General features: G+C 70.0%; 13 protein-coding genes. 7 read left to right on the top strand and 6 right to left on the bottom strand.

Annotated features, from left to right (window positions below; translation table 11 throughout):
- The 3 genes from E0H26_RS13330 to E0H26_RS13320 form a co-directional block, all read right to left on the bottom strand.
- Positions 1-876, bottom strand: a complete 876-nt coding sequence (locus E0H26_RS13330; RefSeq protein WP_131303913.1) for an ABC transporter permease — start codon at positions 874-876, stop codon at positions 1-3.
- Between the two features lie 222 nt (positions 877-1,098).
- On the bottom strand, positions 1,099-2,454 hold the full coding sequence (locus E0H26_RS13325) for an amidohydrolase (RefSeq protein WP_131303912.1): 1,356 nt from the start codon (positions 2,452-2,454) through the stop codon (positions 1,099-1,101).
- A gap of 33 nt (positions 2,455-2,487) precedes the next feature.
- Complete coding sequence (locus E0H26_RS13320; RefSeq protein WP_131303911.1) at positions 2,488-4,215, bottom strand: gamma-glutamyltransferase family protein; 1,728 nt, start codon at positions 4,213-4,215, stop codon at positions 2,488-2,490.
- Positions 4,216-4,366: 151 nt separating this feature from the next.
- Between E0H26_RS13320 and E0H26_RS13315 the strand changes: the two genes are divergently transcribed.
- The 3 genes from E0H26_RS13315 to E0H26_RS13305 all read left to right on the top strand — a co-directional run bounded on the left by E0H26_RS13315 (position 4,367) and on the right by E0H26_RS13305 (position 6,956).
- Positions 4,367-5,131, top strand: a complete 765-nt coding sequence (locus tag E0H26_RS13315) for a sulfite exporter TauE/SafE family protein (RefSeq protein ID WP_131303910.1) — start codon at positions 4,367-4,369, stop codon at positions 5,129-5,131.
- A gap of 125 nt (positions 5,132-5,256) precedes the next feature.
- Positions 5,257-5,757 (top strand): RidA family protein, encoded by a 501-nt coding sequence (locus tag E0H26_RS13310; protein WP_131303909.1) that lies wholly within the window; start codon positions 5,257-5,259, stop codon positions 5,755-5,757.
- Positions 5,754-6,956 carry an MFS transporter gene (locus E0H26_RS13305; protein WP_131303908.1) on the top strand — a complete coding sequence of 401 codons (1,203 nt, stop codon included), beginning with the start codon at positions 5,754-5,756 and terminating at the stop codon, positions 6,954-6,956. The genes E0H26_RS13310 and E0H26_RS13305 overlap by 4 nt, the downstream gene beginning before the upstream one ends.
- A 75-nt stretch (positions 6,957-7,031) precedes the next feature.
- On the opposite strand, the gene E0H26_RS13300 is transcribed toward E0H26_RS13305, so the two are convergent.
- Positions 7,032-8,051 (bottom strand): phosphotriesterase family protein, encoded by a 1,020-nt coding sequence (locus tag E0H26_RS13300; RefSeq protein ID WP_131303907.1) that lies wholly within the window; start codon positions 8,049-8,051, stop codon positions 7,032-7,034.
- A gap of 37 nt (positions 8,052-8,088) precedes the next feature.
- Positions 8,089-9,648 carry a gamma-glutamyltransferase gene (locus E0H26_RS13295; RefSeq protein WP_240742134.1) on the bottom strand — a complete coding sequence of 520 codons (1,560 nt, stop codon included), beginning with the start codon at positions 9,646-9,648 and terminating at the stop codon, positions 8,089-8,091.
- Between the two features lie 292 nt (positions 9,649-9,940).
- Between E0H26_RS13295 and E0H26_RS13290 the strand changes: the two genes are divergently transcribed.
- The 3 genes from E0H26_RS13290 to E0H26_RS13280 are packed head-to-tail and all read left to right on the top strand — an operon-like array spanning position 9,941 to position 12,314.
- On the top strand, positions 9,941-10,498 hold the full coding sequence (locus tag E0H26_RS13290) for a DM13 domain-containing protein (protein ID WP_131303906.1): 558 nt from the start codon (positions 9,941-9,943) through the stop codon (positions 10,496-10,498).
- A 24-nt stretch (positions 10,499-10,522) separates the two neighbouring features.
- On the top strand, positions 10,523-11,266 hold the full coding sequence (locus E0H26_RS13285; protein ID WP_131303905.1) for a response regulator transcription factor: 744 nt from the start codon (positions 10,523-10,525) through the stop codon (positions 11,264-11,266).
- Complete coding sequence (locus tag E0H26_RS13280) at positions 11,259-12,314, top strand: sensor histidine kinase (RefSeq protein ID WP_131303904.1); 1,056 nt, start codon at positions 11,259-11,261, stop codon at positions 12,312-12,314. The genes E0H26_RS13285 and E0H26_RS13280 overlap by 8 nt, the downstream gene beginning before the upstream one ends.
- Before the next feature lie 337 nt (positions 12,315-12,651).
- Here E0H26_RS13280 and E0H26_RS13275 read toward each other — a convergent pair whose 3' ends face one another.
- A complete protein-coding gene (locus E0H26_RS13275; protein WP_131303903.1) occupies positions 12,652-12,852 on the bottom strand; it encodes a hypothetical protein in 201 nt (66 codons plus the stop codon).
- 863 nt (positions 12,853-13,715) lie between these two features.
- Between E0H26_RS13275 and E0H26_RS13270 the strand changes: the two genes are divergently transcribed.
- Positions 13,716-17,291, top strand: a complete 3,576-nt coding sequence (locus E0H26_RS13270; RefSeq protein WP_131303902.1) for a tetratricopeptide repeat protein — start codon at positions 13,716-13,718, stop codon at positions 17,289-17,291.
- The last annotated feature ends 4 nt before the right edge of the window (positions 17,292-17,295 follow it).

The following is a 17,295-nucleotide window of genomic DNA, read 5'->3' as shown; positions in this document are numbered from 1 at the left end:
TCAGCCCCACCTCTCGCTGACCTTGAAGAGACGGTCCGCGACCAGGTAGATCGCCACGGTGCCGCCGACCAGCAGGAGGCTCATCGCCGCGCCCACGTCGGCGCGGTTCGCGGTGTTGAGCTGGGCGTTGATGATCCCGGACACGGTCATGTTTCCCGGCCCACCGAGCAGCATCGGGGTCACGTAGAAACCCATGCTCATCACGAACACCAGGACACCGCCGCTGATCATGGCCTGCCGGATCGTCGGCAGGACGACCGCGCCGAGGGTGAGCAGCGGTCCCGCGCCGAAGATGGTGGCGGCCCTGAGCTGCTCGCGGTCGAAGGCGAGGACGGCCGCCAGGATGGGCAGCACGGCGAAGGGCAGCATCACCGCGATCATGGCCGGGTACATCGCGGCGGTCGTCTGGTAGATCTCGATCGGCGACGAGCGCAACTGCAGCTTGTTCAGGAGCCAGAAGATCGCCCCGGTCGGAAGTTCGAGAAGCATCCAACCGATGGTGCGGACCATGACCGAGGTCCACAGCGAGATCAACAGGCCGCCCATGAGCAGCGCCTTGACCCATACCGGTCCGACCGCGATCGCGAGCGCGTAGATGGTGCCGACCAGCACCGTCGCGGCGGTCACCACCACCGCGAGCAGCAGCGTACGGCCCACTGAGGCGACGAAGACCTCGGACTGGAGGGCCTCGGCGAAGGCGTTGTCCTCGCCGGACAACGCCTGGTGCACCAGTGCGACGACGGGGCCGGCGACAGTCAGCAGGAAGAAGGCCAGCGGCGGCCAGAGCAGCCACCGCCGCTCGACGTTGCTGCCGTCGGCCAGCAGACGGCGCTGTCGCTTGGCGCTGGGCGCGGCGAGTGCTCCGTTCACTGCCATCGGGGCACGCTCCGGCCCGTTGCCGGCATCGCGCCGACGCAGGCGGCGTTATCGGGCTGCGGCCGATGAGTCATCCGGTCTTCCTCCCACCGAAGGGAACAACATGAACAGCATTGGATCCACAGTATTGCTTTATGGATCCAGGATCGTCCCACGCGTGTTGCCGACGTGTAAACAGCTGGATACCGCCGTCGTCAGCGGCGATCCGCGCCCTGCGCGCGTTCACCCGGTCGCCTGGTGAACCGTCCGGCCCCCCACCACCGTGCGGAGCACCCGCAGGGTGAGCAGATCGTCGGGGGCCACCTCCAACGGATCCCGGTCGAACGCGACCCAGTCCGCGAGCCGGCCGGGGGCGAGCCGGCCACGCTGCTCGCCGTCGAAGGCCGCCACGGCCGCGGTCGCGGTGTAGGCCGTCAACGCCTCCGCCACGGTGATCGCCTCCTGCGGGGCGAGCGCGTCGCTCCGGCCGCGAACCCGTCTGGTCACCGCCGACCAGATCAGCTCCCGCGGGTCGAACGGGAAGTACGGGCCGTCGGAGCCGAGCACCACCGGGACACCGCCGTCGAGCCAGGAGCGCAGCGGGTTCATCCGTTCGGCTCCCGCACCGAGCTGCGCGACGAGGCCGGCGGCGTTACGCAGGCTGATCGAGGGCTGTGCGGCCAGGACGACGCCAAGCCGCGCGGCGAGCGCGATCGACTCCGGCTCGACCTCCAGGTAGCCGTGGATGATCTGCCACTGCCGGTGCGCGATGGTGCGCTTGCGATCGGCCTCGGCAAAGCAGTCGAGCACCGCGGCTATGCCGGCACCGCCGACCGCGTGCACCCCCACTGACCACCCGTCGGTGGCGCAGAAGTCCACCAGCCGCTGGAAGTCGGCGGTGGGTAGGCGTTGGTGGCCGGTCGAGCCGCTGTGCGGCCAGGGCGTACGGCGCAACGCCTCGCCTTTCATCGCCTCACCGTCGAAGTAGACCTTGATGCCGCCGATGCGCAGTCGGTCGTCGCCGAAGCCGGTACGCACACCGACGCCCCTGAGCCGCTCGATCGCCCCGTCCACGTCCGGATGGTCGAGGTCGCCCACGTCGGGGTAGGGCATGGCGACCACTCGCATGGTCAGCTCGCCGCGGCCCCGGCTCTCCTGGTAGCCGCGCATCTCCTCGGCGGTCACCGCCGGGTCGATGACCCCGGTGAAACCGAGCTGATGCATCAACGGCTGCACCAACCGCAGGGCGGCGGTGCGGTCGTCGAGGGTGGGGGGCGAGGACCCCCACCCGGACTCGAAACCCTTCTCCCGCATCGTCGAGATCACCAGATCGAGATCATGGACCCCGGCACCGAGATCGTGCATGATCTTGAGACCGCCGCGCTGCATGTGCAGGTGGGTGTCGATCAGGCCCGGGGCCACCGCGGCACCGCCGAGATCCTCGACGGGTGTCCCGTCCGGGCAGGCCGCGAGCACCTCGGCTCGGCTCCCGACGGCCAGGATCCGATCCCCGGCCACGGCCATCGCCTCGGCCGCCGGACGCGCCGGGTCCATGGTGTGGATCCGCCCGACGACCACGTACGAAGGTGGAAAACTCACCCGATCTCCTCACCGAACCAACGGGGAACGACTTCAGGACACGTAGGCTGCCGCTGGTTGCCGCGGATCGGCGGCGGACTCCAGAAAGCCGGTCCGGCTGTTGCGGTAGATCGCCTCGACCGCGGCCGCGTCGCGGGTGAAGGCCGGCCAGGTACGCACGTCGTGCCCCATGGCCCGCAGCGCGTCGAGCGTGCCGGCGGGAAACCGGTCCTCGACGAAGAGCCGGGACGGCAGATAGTCGAAGGGTGCGAAGGAGTTGGGAAAGCTCCAGGTGGAGAAGCGCGGCGCGTTGACCGCCTCCTGCAACGGCATGCCGAAGTGGAAGGCGTTCAGGAAGAACTGCACCATCGCCTGCACCTGCATGTCACCGCCGGGACAACCGAACGGCATGACCGATCCGTCGTCCCGGAGCACGATCGCCGGGTTTGGCGTGAGTCGGGGCCGCTTGCCCGGGGCCACCCCGGACGGATGTGCCGGGTCGGGGCGCGACTGCATGCCGCGCAGCGACGGCACGAACCCCGTCCCCGGGATCACCGGCGAGGTCGAGGCGCCGTCCGACGGAGTCGCCGAGAAGGCGTTGCCCCAGGCGTCGACGACGCAGACGTACGAGGTGGCCCCCTCGCCGACGACCGGCAGTTCGTCGTAGTCCTTGGGTTCGGGAAGGGGCTGCGGGACGCCGAAGACGAGATCGGGCAGGCCCGGGTGGGCCTGCCGTGGGTCGATGCCCGCCGCGCGGGCCGCCGCGTGCCCGGCGGACAGGAGCCGCTCGACGTCGACATCCACGAAGGCCGGGTCGCCGTAGAGGTGCTCACGGTCGCTGAAGACACCCTTGAGTGCCTCGACGACCAGGTGGACGTACTCCGGCGAGTTGTGGGTCAGGCCGTCCAGCCCGTACGCCTCAAGGATCTGCAGGGTCTGGGCCAACGCCGGCCCCTGGCACCAGGCGCCGCAGGTCAGCACCTCGAAGTCGCGCCAGCGGGTGCTCAGTACCGGTTCGTGGCGACAGCGGAACTCGGCGAGGTCGGTCGCCGTCAGGTAGCCACCGTGCTCCCGGTGGTACGCCACCATGCGTTCGGCCAGCTCGCCTTCGTAGAAGACCGCCCGAGCCGCTTCCAGGCCGGCCTCCCGGCCACCGGCGGTGGCCGCCTCGGCGTCGACCATAAGCTGGATGCTGTGCGCGAGATCGGTCTGCACGAACCGCTCCCCGACCCTCGGCGGTCGGCCTTCGGGCAGGTAGATCGCCTCGTTCGCCGGCCAGTTCCGGTAGCCCCGCTGCCGCGCGGTGATGCCCTCGACGAGCAGGGGGAACGCCGCGAAGCCGTCGCGTGCCAGCCGGATGGCGGCCTCGGCGACCTGGCCGAAGGTCATCGTGCCGTAGTCACGCAGCGCGGAGATCCAGGCGTCGGGCGCGGCCGGCACGACGGTCCGCAGCAGTCCTCGCGGGATGGTGCCGCCGTGCTCGCGCCGGAAGAGGTCGGCGGGGATTCCCGCGGGCCAGACGCCGAGGCCGTCGATGCTGACGGTGGTCCCGTCCGCCATCCGAATCATGATCGGCGCGACCCCGGCGAAGTTGACCTCGTCGGCGTGGAGCACCGCGAGTGCCATGCCGGCGCAGCAGCCGGCGTCGACGGCGTTGCCGCCCGCGTCGAGGATCGCCAGCGCCGCCGAGCTGGCCAGATAGTGCCCGGAGGAGACCGCGTGCCGGGTGCCGAGGACGGTCGGGTTCGGGACGTGCCACTGCGGTGCGCTGTGCTGACCCATCGGAATCCTCTCCGTACGGCATTGCCGGGGCTGTCGAGGGCAGGGCCGGTCCGCGGGACCCGCCGGCCAGCCCGGGGGGCGGGTTAGCTTCCCGAGCCCGAATAGTGTATCCATGCTATATGACATTGGATCCAATGCGCGAGCACCAATTATGACACCTACCCAGGCCACCCTCCTCGCCGTCGCCGGCGTGGCCGGCGGTGCCATCAACGCCGTCGCCGGCGGCGGCTCGCTGATCACCTTCCCCGCACTGCTGGCGATCGGGTTGCCACCGGTGTCGGCGAACGTCAGCAACGCGCTTTCCGTCGCGCCGGGGTACGCCGCCAGCGTCCTCGGCAGCCGAGCCGACCTGACCGGCCAGGGCACGCGGCTTCGCCAGGTGATACCGACGGCGGTGCTCGGAGCCGTCGCCGGAAGCACGCTGCTGCTGTCCACCCCGCGCGCGGTCTTCGATCTCGTGGTGCCCTTCCTGGTGCTCGGCGCGACCGCGACGCTGGCCTTCGGCAGCCAGTTGCGCACGCTCGCCGGCCGGACGCGGGCACACTCTCCCCACCGGGCCACCGGCACGCTGCACCTGGCCGTGTTCCTGTGCGCCCTCTACGGCGGCTACTTCAACGCCGCACTCGGCGTGCTGCTCATCGCCGGGCTGGCGTTGGTCCTCGACGAGCCGCTACGCCGGGTCGGCGCACTGAAGAACGCCCTAGCCGCGACGGTGGGCGCCGTGACCATCCTGATCTACAGCGTGTTCGGCCCGGTGAACTGGGCCGCCACGGCGGTGCTCGTGCCGGCCACCATGATCGGCGGCTACGTCGGCGCCCGCCTGGCCCGACGGCTGCCACCCCGCGTACTGCGGACGGTCATCATCACCTTCGGTACGGCCGTCGGTGTCGCGCTCCTGGTGCGGGCGCTCGCCTGACGCGGGACGTCCCGGCCTGCTGACCCCGCGCCGCCCAAATGCCGCCCCGGGTCGGGCCACACGGACCAGGATCACGCTAGGGTGGATCCACTTCAAGGGATATCGGATACAGAACAGGGGAGTTCGTGGCCAGTGCGGAACACCGGGTTCGGGAACTCGCCCTCGACATACCCGACTACGCGGATCCCCCCTACGGACGCCGCTACGGACGCCTGAAACCCTTCCACCGCATCGGCAACCTGCTCGAACTCAGCGGACTCACCCCCGAGAACCGCGCCGGTGAACGGCTGCACCCCGGCGTCGTCGGCGTCGACGTCACGATCGAACAGGGCTACCAGGCAGCACGACTGACCGCGATCCACACGCTCGGGATGATCCGCTACGCGATCGGCTCGCTCGACAACGTGGTGAGCCTGTCCCGCGCCCTCTGTTTCGTGGTGTGCCCGCCGGGATTCGACCGGCTACACGAGGTGTCCAACGGCGCGACCGACCTCTTCCTCGACGTCTTCGGCGAGGAGATCGGCAGCCTGGGCCGCGCATCGGTCGGCGCCACGGCACTGTCCCGGCACAACTGCTTCGAGCTCTGGCTCAGCCTGGAGTGCGCGTCGGAACCACCGACCCCATGACGCCGCCCCGAGACGTCACCCGTACCGCCCCGTTCTGGCTCATCTTCGCCGCCACGACGCTCGCCGCGATGACCAACTCCGCGAGCACACCGATCATCCCCGACTACGTCGAAGGCGTCCTGGGCGGCGGTGCGACGATGTCCGGCCTGATCATCTCGCTCAGCGCGGTCGCCGCGACGGTGGCGATGCCGGTGGCCGGAATGCTCGGCGACCGGCGCGGCTATCGGGTGGTGGCCCTGACCGGGGGCGCGACGGCGGCACTCGGAATGCTCCTGCTGGCCGTCGTGCCGTCCCTGTGGGGAGCCGGCCCGGCCCGCCTGCTCTTCGGCCTCGGCGACGCGGCCGCCATGACACTGCTGATGGCCTGGCTGATCGCGATTGCGCCCCATGAACAACGCGGCAAGGCGCTGAGCATCTTCGGCCTGAGCATCTGGATCGGCCTCGCCGTCGGCCCGCAGATCGGCGTGGTCGTGAACCAGGCGGTCGGCCCCAACGCCGTGTTCGCACTCTGCGTCGTCCTCGAACTGACCGCCGCCGCGCTCATCGCCTGCCTACCCCGGCCGACCCGGCCGCCGGCACCCGCCGCCACCCGGGCCCGCAACCTCGTCGCGGTCTGGCACGCGTTCCGCACCGTGTGGGTACCCGGGGTCGTGGCCGCCGCGGCCTGGTGCGGCGAGGGACTCATGCTGGGCTTCCTCATCGTCCACCTGGCGAGCCGGGGCGTACCGGCGAGCGGGCTCACCGGGGCCGCCTCCGTCTTCGCGGTCTTCTCCGTCAGCGTGATCGGGGCGCGCATCGTGCTGGCGAACCTGCCCGACCTGATCGGACCGGTACGCGCCACCGCGATCTCGCTCTGCGCGCTCGCGGCCGGCCTGGGCATCCTCGCCATAGCCCACGACTTCTGGGTCGCCGCGGCGGCCCAGGTCCTGATCGGTGTGGGCTTCGCCCCGCTGTACCCCGCGTTGACGATGCTCGCCACCCGCGGCCTGCGCAGCGAGAACCAGGCCCTCGGGCTCGGCATGTTCGCGAGTTTCACCAGTCTCGGCTACGCCAGCGGCGCCCTCGTCGGCGGTGCCGTCATCGCCGCCGCATCGACGGTCTGGGCGTTCCTCCTCGTCGCCGGGCTGCAACTGGTGGCGCTGGCCACCGTCGCCCTGTTCGCCCACGACGATCCGCAGCGCACCGGCCGGCAGCGCTGACACCCGCCGGTGACAGGTGACGGCGGGCCGCCGTCGGTCAACAGTGCACCGATGCCGGCCCGCCGCCATCGACCGTCACGGCCGATCCAACAACCGCCGGGGATTGCCGACGAGAATGGCCTCGACGACGGTCTCGTCACCACCGGCCAGATCGGTGATCGCCGGACCGATCCGCCGGAACAGGTGGTCGTAGCCGTTGCCACCGTTACGACGGAGGTTCGCCTGCGACCAGACGTCTGCGGCGATGACGAGTTGCCCGCCGAAACCCTCGCTCAACAGCCACTCGACCATCTCCAACCGCTCCGCGTCGGTGGGATTCCGCAGGGCCGGCGAGCCGTAGTAGAAGTCCGAGCCGAACGTGTCGTAGCCGAGGACGGCACCCGCCTGGGCGACCTCCCGGTGGTACCCGCGGTCCCACCGCTCGTCGAGATGCCCGATGACGACCCGGTCCGCCGGCATACCCTCCTCGACCAACGCCTCCAGCACGGCCGTCCCACCCGTGCCACGGAAGGACAGGTGCATGTACACCGACGCACCGGTCCGCGCCCCGGCCCGGCCGGCCGCCCGGACCAGCCGCCACTCGGCGGCCGTAATCGGCCAGCTCGTGCCGATCTCGCCGAGCAGGGCGGGCATGATGCCGCTGTCGCCGATGCCGTCCGTCAGCTGCGTCACCAGCATCTCGGTGAGGTCGTCGACACCCGCCTCGCGCACGTACGCGGGCATCGTCTCCTCCACGTAGTAGCCCGCACCGACGCAGACGTGCACACCCGCGCGGCGGGAGATCTCCGGCAACTCCTCGATACGCCGGCCCATCCCCTCCAGGGTCAACTCGACGACCGCCGAGGCACCCGCCGTGCGTACGTGTGCGAGTTCCTCGGCGGCGACCTGCGGATCGTCGAGAATCAGGTTCTCCTTGAGCGACAGCGCGTTCCACCGCAGGTACGCGCCGAGCAGCGGACCCATCGGCACGTCCGCCGGCGGCAGTTCCCGGGGCGGCTTCGCCCAGATGCTCAGGTCGCTGAGCAGGTGCTCGTGCATGGAGGTCGGCCCGAGTTGCGCCGGCTCGATCGGTCCAAGGACGGTGTGAACAGGCATCGCGATCCTCCGGATGACGGTTGTGGGTTGTTCGCGCTCAGGACGGGATGACGACGGCCGATCCGTCGGCGCGGGGATCGCTGGCGGCCTGGAACACCACGCCGCTGCGCTCGCCGCGCGTACGCACGACCTGGACGTGACCGGCGGAGTCGGCCCGAGCCGGGAACCAGGCCACGGGCAGCCCATGCGCCCGCGCCGCCGCCGGCACCTCGTCACCGACGCCCGGCTCGGCGACAAGGGTGAGCCCGGCGTGGCCCAGGTCGACGTCGCCGACCACCCAACGAGGCCGGGCCAGGACGTCGTCGAGCGACTGCGCCGGGTCCGTCATCGCGGACAGCAACTGCGCCAGGATCCACGGCTGGGCCCGGCCGCCCTGGCAGCCGGCGACGACCGTGCTCTCGGTCGAGTGCACGATGACCGGGCAGAGCGTGTGCGGCGGACGTGCCCCCGGTGCCAGCCGGGCCGGCGAGGCGGGATCCAGGCTGAACGCCGCGCCGCGGTTGTGCAGCACCACGCCGGTGCCAGGGTCGAGCAGGCCCGCACCGAAGGTCTGGAAGACGCTCTGCACGAGCGCGACCCGCCAACCGGCGTCGTCGCTGGCCACCACCGCGACCGTGTCGCCGTGCGCGGGCGGCTCAGGCCGGCGACCGGCGGCGGGACCGGCATCCAGGCGCAGCATCGCCTCCAGGTCGGCTCCGCCCGATCGAGGGTCGCCGAGGTACACGGTACGGGCGGCAACGCCCGCCAGGCTGGCGTCGAGCACCCGGGTCGGATCCGGCTCGACGTCACCGGGGCCGGCCACCGCTTGTACGACGCCCAGCAGGATCGCTCCGACGGACGGCGGTGGCGCCACCGACCAGGCCCGTCCACCGATCTCCCTGGTCACGGCCGGAACCGTCTCCGGTTGGTATCCGGCAAAATCAGCAAGCGTGTGGGCGCCACCGTGGGCCCGCAACGTGCCCACGATCGACTGCGCCGTCTCGCCCGCGTACAGGTCACGCGGATCGACGGCGAGCCGTCGCAGCGTCGCCGCCAGTGCCGGCTGACGCAGCAGCGCCCCCTGGCGTAGCGGTGCACCCTCGGGCGCGAAAACCGCCCGCAGTCCCGGATCGGCCAGTACCGCCTCGCGGCGGCTGTCGAGCGCTCGTTCAAGGCCCGCGCTGACGCGGGTGCCCTCCTCGGCGACAGCCGCCGCGTCGCGGAACATGCCGTCGAGTGGCAGCGCGGCGCCCAGGCGGGCCAGTTCCCGCCAGCCGGCGACGAGGCCGGGCACGGTCACCGAGTGCGCCCCCGCCCGGGGCATGGCCGACCATCCCGACGACAGCCGACCGATGTCACCGGGTGCCGTACCGGCGGCGACGACCGCCGTGGTCACCCCGTCGGGCGAGCGGACCAGCGCGACGAGGTCGCCACCGAGCGCACACTGATGCGGGTACACCACCGTGAGCGTGCACGCGGCCGCAAGAGCCGCGTCGAGAGCGTTGCCACCCGCCGCGACCGCGCGTTCGCCGGCGCGGACAGCCTCCTGGTGCGGGGCGGCGAGGGCGACGGTCATCGTCGCCGCTCCGGCGTCGGCGTCGCGGCCCCGTCGTGCCATACATCGTGGTTGATGGCAGTCCCTCCCCGGAAGACAGTAAGGGATCCAAAACTAACACGACTGGATCCAACGCGCACCGTGGCGCAGGCACAAGAACGGGCCCGTCGTGGCTGGCCGCGATCGGCCGAGCCGGCACGTGGTCGTTCGACACACCGACGGTGCTCGGGGCGGCGGCACTCACCGCCGCCCTGCTGGCGCTCGCCTCCGCGTCGCGACCAGCTGAGCGGCCGTAAGAGTTCCACAACAATTTGCCCAGCGCTGTGGCAACCCTCCCGGCCGTACGCTGATCAACGTGTGGAAGCGCCGCTACTCCAGCCCGTTGAGCTGGGTTCTGACCGTCGTCGTCGTTGCCGGTGTGCTCTTCGGCGGCTACTGGTTCCAGCCGTGGAAACTCGTCACCGACAACGTCGTCGACGAGTCCGTCCCCGTGATCCAACAAACCGCCACCGACGACCCGAGCCCGGGCACGAGCCCCAGCGTGAGCCCGAGCCCGGCCGGGAACCAACTGCTCGCGTCCGGCCAGTTCATCTCCCACGAGTACGAGACCACCGGCACCGCCCAGGTGATCCAGCTCGGCGACGGCCGTCGCCAGCTCGTGCTGCGCGATTTCGCCACCTCCAACGGCCCGGACCTGCGGGTCTGGCTCTCCGATCAGCCGGTGCTCGAAGGCCGCGCCGGCTGGCACGTCTTCGACGACGGACAGTGGGCCGAGCTTGACCGGCTCAAAGGCAACCAGGGCAACCAGGTGTACGACATCCCAGACGACGTCGACCTGGCCAAGCTGACCAGCGTCTCCATCTGGTGCAAGCGGTTCTCGGTCTCCTTCGGCGCCGCCGACCTGACCGCCTGACCTCACTCGGAGCATCTGGCCACGATGAACGCCACCACCGGCCCACCCGCCCGGATCCTCGTCGTCGACGACGACCCGACCGTCTCCGACGTGGTGCTCCGATACCTGAAACGGGCCGGCTACCTGGTCGAACAGGCCGCCGACGGGCTCACCGCACTGGCGGCGGTCGACCGGTCGCCCCCAGACCTGGTGGTGCTCGATCTGATGCTCCCCGGGCTGGACGGGCTCGGGGTGTGCCGGCGGCTCCGGCAACGGACGGCCACCATACCGGTGATCATGTTGACGGCGCTCGGTGAGGAGGCCGACCGGATTCTCGGCCTGCAACTCGGCGCCGACGACTACGTCACCAAGCCATTCTCGCCCCGCGAACTGGTGCTGCGGGTCGGCTCAGTGCTGCGCCGGGTCGGCACCGCCACGGCCAACGAATCGTCTGGCACCAACCCGACGAGCCCCGACCCGATAATCATCGACGGGGACCTGAGCCTGGACACCGGCCGTCGGCTGGCCCGCCGTCACGGCACCGACCTGGCACTTACCGTCCGCGAGTTCGACCTGCTGCTGCACTTCGTCCGGCACCCCGCACAGGTGTTCCGCCGCGACGAACTACTCACCCAGGTGTGGGGGTGGAACTTCGGCGACCAGTCCACGGTGACCGTCCACGTACGCCGAATTCGAGAGAAGGTCGAGGACGACCCGGCACAGCCCCGCCGGATCGTCACCGTCTGGGGCGTCGGATACCGCTACGAGCCAGCGACCGGCAATGCTTGACCTGCCACCGGGCGACATCATCGCGGTCCTCGCCGTCGGGCTCGGCGCCTCGCTGCTGGTCGGGCTGCCCGGCGCGGCAGCGCTACGGATCGCCCGCCGTCGCACCATCACCGTGCACGTCACCGTACTGCTCACCATTACCGTGCTTGCGGTGCTCGCCGGGGTGGTCGGCGCCGCCCAAGCCATGTTCCTGTCCGCCCACGACCGTGACGTCGTGCTGCTGGTCGTCGCCGGCTCCGGGACGGTCAGCCTCGGCGTCGGCTGGTGGCTCGGCGGCCGACTGGCCCGCGACGCGGTCTGGGCCGACCAACTGCGCCAGCGCGAACGCCAGGCCGAGGCGAACCGGCGGGAACTCGTCGCCTGGGTGTCACACGACCTGCGTACCCCGCTGGCCGGGCTACGGGCGATGGCCGAGGCACTGGAGGACGGCGTCGTCGCCGACCCGGCCACCACCGCCGAGTACCACCGACGGATCCGGGTCGAAGCCGACCGGATGACGCAGCTCGTCGACGACCTGTTCGAACTGTCCCGGATCAACGCCGGCGCACTGCGACTCTCGCTGCGCCCAGTCCCGCTGGCCGAAGTGGTCTCCGACGCGCTCGCCTCCGCCGCGCCACTGGCGCGGGCGCGTGGCATCCGGCTGGTCGCCGCCGAGTTCGGCTGGCCGGCGGTCGTGGCAAGCGAGCCGGAACTGGCCCGTATCGTCGGCAACCTGCTGCGCAACGCGGTCCGATTCACCCCGCACGACGGGATGGTACAGATCACCGCCGGCCGCGACGGCAACCGCGCCTGGCTGGCGGTGGCCGACACCTGCGGCGGCATCCCCGATGCCGACCTGCCCCGGGTGTTCGAGGTGGCGTTCCGTGGCGAGCCGGCGCGCAGCCCGACCGGTGCAGACGCACCGGCCCGGCCGAGCTCCGGTCCGGTCGGCGGCGGGCTCGGCCTGGCGATCGTCCGTGGCCTGGTCGAGGCGCACGGCGGCCGGGTCGAGGTCACGAACGCCGGAGCCGGTTGCCGGTTCCTGGTTCACCTGCACGCCGCCGGCTAAGCCAGCCAACCACTCCCCAACGGCCGCGCCCACGGCCTGCTGGGCGTTGCAATCCTCGCCCGGCGCGATGGCCGGGCGCAGCACGCTCGCGGTGGCGGCCAGGCGGATCCCGATGTCGCTGCGATCCTCGCCCGGCGCGGTGGCCGGACGCAGCGACTCGGGATCCCGGTCAGTCGGGTTGCCGGCCACAAGGTTGCGATCCTCGCCCGACGCGGTGGCCGGGCGCAGCAAGCCGGTGCGGGTGTGGGACTGGTCGTGCATGCACCGGGTTGCGATCCTCGCCCGACGCGATGGCCGGGCGCAGCCAGCTTGTGACCCGCCCCGACTGGCCCGAGCCCTACGACGTTGCGATCCTCGCCCGACGCGATGGCCGGGCGCAGCCGGTAGCTCCCGGCGACCAGGTCACGATCCACCAGGAGCGGTTGCGATCCTCGCCCGACGCGATGGCCGGGCGCAGCGGTTGAACGATGCCGGCACCGCCGAACTGGTCGGAGAGGTTGCGATCCTCGCCCGACGCGATGGCCAGGCGCAGCAGCACAGGAGCAGCAAATATAGTGCATTGACGATGCGCTACCTGCTATTACAGCGTCCGATTCGCCAGCTTTAGCCGCCTTTCCTGGTTCGAGCCTCCCCGCGTTTCCGCGAGCACTACCGGTTCCTAGATCATCGGCGCATCCGATCACTCTACTGGGGCCGACGGGGCGAAGTTGGAGACGTGGCGACGGGCATCGGTCCCATCAGACGGAGGGCGTCGAGCTTGCTGGGCCATGTAGCGCTTGCCGGGGTGGATCCCGTTGTCAGGACACGCACGCGGTCGAGCCGCGTCGGTGGTAGTCGAGATCGCGAAACGCGATCACGATCTTCGGGGCGATATGTGGAAGGGTGCCGGCGGCAGGACTGCCCGGGGGGGGTGTCGCTGCCGCCGGCCGGCCGTTTTGCGCCAGCGCACAACAGGGCTGTACTCACGACCGAAGCTCGCCCCTCATCGCCGCATCCGATCGTCGGCGACCGGCACGGAGGTCACCGTAGGTCGCGCGCTTCGCGGCATGAGATTGGTACCCGGCTCTTGTGGTGTGATGTGCAACTGTTGGCACTTCGGTTGGATCGGCTCTTATCCCACGTCATCGGCCACTCGCTGAAGTCGCTTTGCTCCATTCGGGAGCGCCCTGTCGGGCTTCCGTCTTTGCAAATTCTGCTTGGAGCGGGTAGTGCGTTTGCGTGGGCTCGTCGCTAGTCGTGGGGAGGGTTGTTCTCGTCATGTGATTGTGATGCCTGTTGATTTGGGTGGTTGGGGTCGGATGATCGGGTGGTTGTGGGTGGGAGTGGGGTTCTGGGGTTTGGCTCGGGATTGAAGGTCGTTAGGGTCTGGTGACTGGGCGTTCTGGGTGAGGGGCGATTGGTGTGACGGGTCTGGTGGTTGACGATTCGGGTTTCGAGGTTCTGGTCGGTGGGGAGCGGATCGGGTCTCGGCGGGCGTTGACCGAGGCCGACGGGGCGCGTTTGGCGGATCTTGGGGCGCGTTATGTGCGGGCGGTGCACGCCGGGGCGGCTGACGAGGTTTTGGTGGGGTTGGGTCGGGAGTTGTGGTCCTGGTTGGACGGTGATCAGGGCCAGTTGACGGCGTTGCTGGATAGGGCGCCGGCGCCGGTGGTGTTCGAGGTGCGGGGGCCGAGGTCGCCGTCGGGCCGGGCATGGGCGGTGTTGCGGGCACCGTTTGAGTTGTTGGCGCGTCCGGGTGAGGGCTTTCTGGCCGCGGAGGCGTTGCGGTTCTGTGTGGTGCGGCGGCTTGGTGTGCCTGGGGCGTTGCCGGAGCCTGATGGATTCCGGTTGGGTCTGGCGTTCATGGCGTCGTCGCCGCGGCGGCAGCATGAGTTGGACTTCGAGGCTGAGGAAGCGGCGATTCTGAAGGCTGTGGACGACAGCCGGGTTGATCTGGTGGTGGAGGACACGGGTAATCCGGTGGAGTTGGGGCGGCGGCTGGCGGATGTGGGTGGGATGCCGGTGGTGCACCTGTCTTGTCACGGGGTGAACAGGTGGCCGGTGCGGCCTGGCCAGCCGGGTGTGCCGGTGTTGATGATGGAGGACGAGGTCGGTGATGATCTGCCGACCACGGCTGCTGAGCTGGTCAGGATGATGACCTCGATTCCCCGGTTGCTGTTCGTGTCGGCGTGCCTGACGGCGACGGCGGCAGACGCGGACGGGTATTTGCCGGCGGGTGCGGGGCGCCGTGGCCCGACGGATTCCGGCGGCGATGGGGATGTTCTGCTGGCGCATTCGATGGCTACGGCGTTGGTGTCCGCAGGTGTACCGGCGGTGCTCGGCTGGGACGGTTCCGTGGGCGACGTGGCGGCGATCGCGTTCGCCGAGCATTTGTACCAGCAGTTGAGTACGCGGGCGGACCTTGCCGTCGCGGTCGGCGATGCTCGCCGCGTGCTGTTGAATTCCGCCGAGTCGGGGTTGCGTGCGGACTGGCATCTGGCGAGGCTGTGGTTGGGTCCCTCTGGTGGTGGACGGCTGGTGGCCGGAGCAAGGCGACGATCGCGGGTGTCGGCGGTGCACGGCACCAAGGTTTTCCTTGACCGTAAGCATCATGTGCCGGTTGCCGCACCGGACATGTTCGTTGGTCGCCGCCCCGAGCTGCAGCACGCGTTGCGGGCGCTACGCTCGCAGGATCGGGCGGGGGTACTGCTGCACGGGCAGGGTCGGCTCGGTAAGTCGAGTCTGGCGGCGCGGATCGCGGACCGGTGCCCGCATCTGGTCCCTGCGGTGGTCTTCGGTGACTACAGTGCGGCCGCGATTCTGGACGTGATCGCTGAGGCGGTACGCGCCAACCCGGACGCCCGTGACCTGATCAAGCGGCGGCGGGCGGACGTACGTGATCGGCCGGAGGCATTGGAGGAGCTGCTGATCGACCTGCTGAGCGGGCCCTGCGCTCAGCCCGCCGATGGGCATCGACCGTTGCTGCTGATCATTGATGACCTCGAACAGATCCTGCGACCGGATCCAAACGGCCTGCATCGGGTGGATCCGCGGGTGGCACCGGTGCTGGCAGGTGTCCTGCGGTCGTTTGACCCGGCCTACACCGACAGCCGTCTGCTCCTGACCAGCCGTTTCCAGTTCACCCTCGATGGCGTGGAGGGCCGGCTGGAGCAGGTGCCGTTGCGTCCGCTGTCGGCGGTCGCCCAACGTAAGCTGCTGAATCGGCAACGGGCGCAGGTCAGCCCGCAGTGGCGGGACGAGCGGGCCGTACTCGCCGAGCGGGCGGTGACGGTCAGCCGCGGCAACCCGGGCCTACAGGACCTCATCGGACTTCGTCTGGTCTACAGCGACCAGGTCGACACCGACCGAGCCGAGGCCGCGGTCGCGGGGATGGAGGCATACCTGCGCCAGGGCGAGCCACCGTCGGAGGCAGAGGTCCGCGACTTCCTGGAGAACCTGGCCCTCGACACGCTGATCGACCAGGCGGGCCCGACCCATCGTGCGTTACTGCGCGACCTCACTGTGTTCGACCTGCCGGTACCGGAGCCGGTGGCAGATGCCCTGGCCCAGCGCACCGGAGGGTCGACAGCCCGGCTCCGTGGGCTGGGACTGGTCGACGTGTTTTCAGACGGGTACGACTCGCAGCAGCCGGCGCTGGCCGCCAACGCCCTGGCCGCGGGGCGCCTCGAACCACTCGACGCCGCCGAAATCACCGACCTCGCCGGCCTGATCGCCGAGCCGTTGTTCGTCGCCTGGGGCGGCACCGCCGGACATAACCGCCGGGACCGGGCTTTGGACCTGCAACTGACCCGGATCGCCCTGCACGCCGACAACCCGCAGGTCACCGCCACCTGCGCCGCCGACGCCGTGCAGGCGCTACGGTCCGGGCCCGCCGCCGACGCGTTACACCTCGGGCAGGAGGCGATAGCTCTGCTCGACCGTCACCAGCACCCGGTACCAGTCCTGCTCCTGCGGCGCGTCGCCGACGCCGCGAGAACCAGCGGAGACGGCGACACCTCCGGCCAACTGTTCACGCGAGCCGTCCAACAGGTACAGGTCGATGACTCCGTGCCGACCATCGACCGTGCCCGCGTCACCGCCGAACACGCGACCTACCTGATCGGCCGCGGTGAACTGCGCCAAGCTGAACAACTCCTCCAGCAAGCCCACCAACTGTTCACCAGCGCAGGATCCGAACAGGAAGCCGCCATTTGCCGAGGAACCCTCGCCGACATCCTCTACCGACGCGGTGAGTACGACGAAGCCCTCCGCATCCGCCGCGAAGTGCAGTTGCCGGTCTACAACCGACTCGGGGACACCCGCTCGACTGCCATCACCTGGGGCCAGATCGCCGACATCCTCCACCAACGCGGCGACTACGACGAAGCCCTCCGCATCCGCCGCGAAGTGCAGTTGCCGGTCTACAACCGACTCGGAGACACCCGCTCGACTGCCATCACCTGGGGCAAGATCGCCGACATCCTCCACCAACACGGCGACTACGACGAAGCCCTCCGCATCCACCGCGAAATCGAGTTGCCGGTCTACAACCGACTCGGAGACACCCGCTCGACTGCCATCACCTGGGGCAAGATCGCCGACATCCTCTACCAACGCGGCGACTACACGGAAGCTGCTGCGCTGCAGACCGAGCGGTTACGTGCGAACGAGAGGATGGGCGACCTCGACGGAATCGCTGCCGCCAAGTGGGGGTTGGCCCAGATCGACCTGATCCAGGAAAACTACGAGGCCGCATTTCCGCAGCTCGTTGAGTCATTTCAAATCTTACGACAACTGCATCGTCCCGACGGCATTGCGGTCGTAGGAAACGTGCTAGGACAGCTCCTACTAGCTTGGGAAGAGCGCAAACAGGCGAGGTTGGTCCTCGAAGAAAGCCTGGCTGCCGCCGAGAAGATCGGCGCAACCGAGCTGATCCGGACGATTCGCGAGCTCATTGCCGAAGCCAACGAGCGCCATGGGGATGGCCAGCAAGGCTGACCAT

Source organism: Micromonospora zingiberis, from assembly GCF_004331455.1.
In the GTDB taxonomy this organism is placed as follows: Bacteria; Actinomycetota; Actinomycetes; order Mycobacteriales; family Micromonosporaceae; genus Micromonospora; species Micromonospora zingiberis.
Note: the sequence above shows the minus strand (reverse complement) of the source record. Positions and strands in the feature narration are given on the sequence as shown.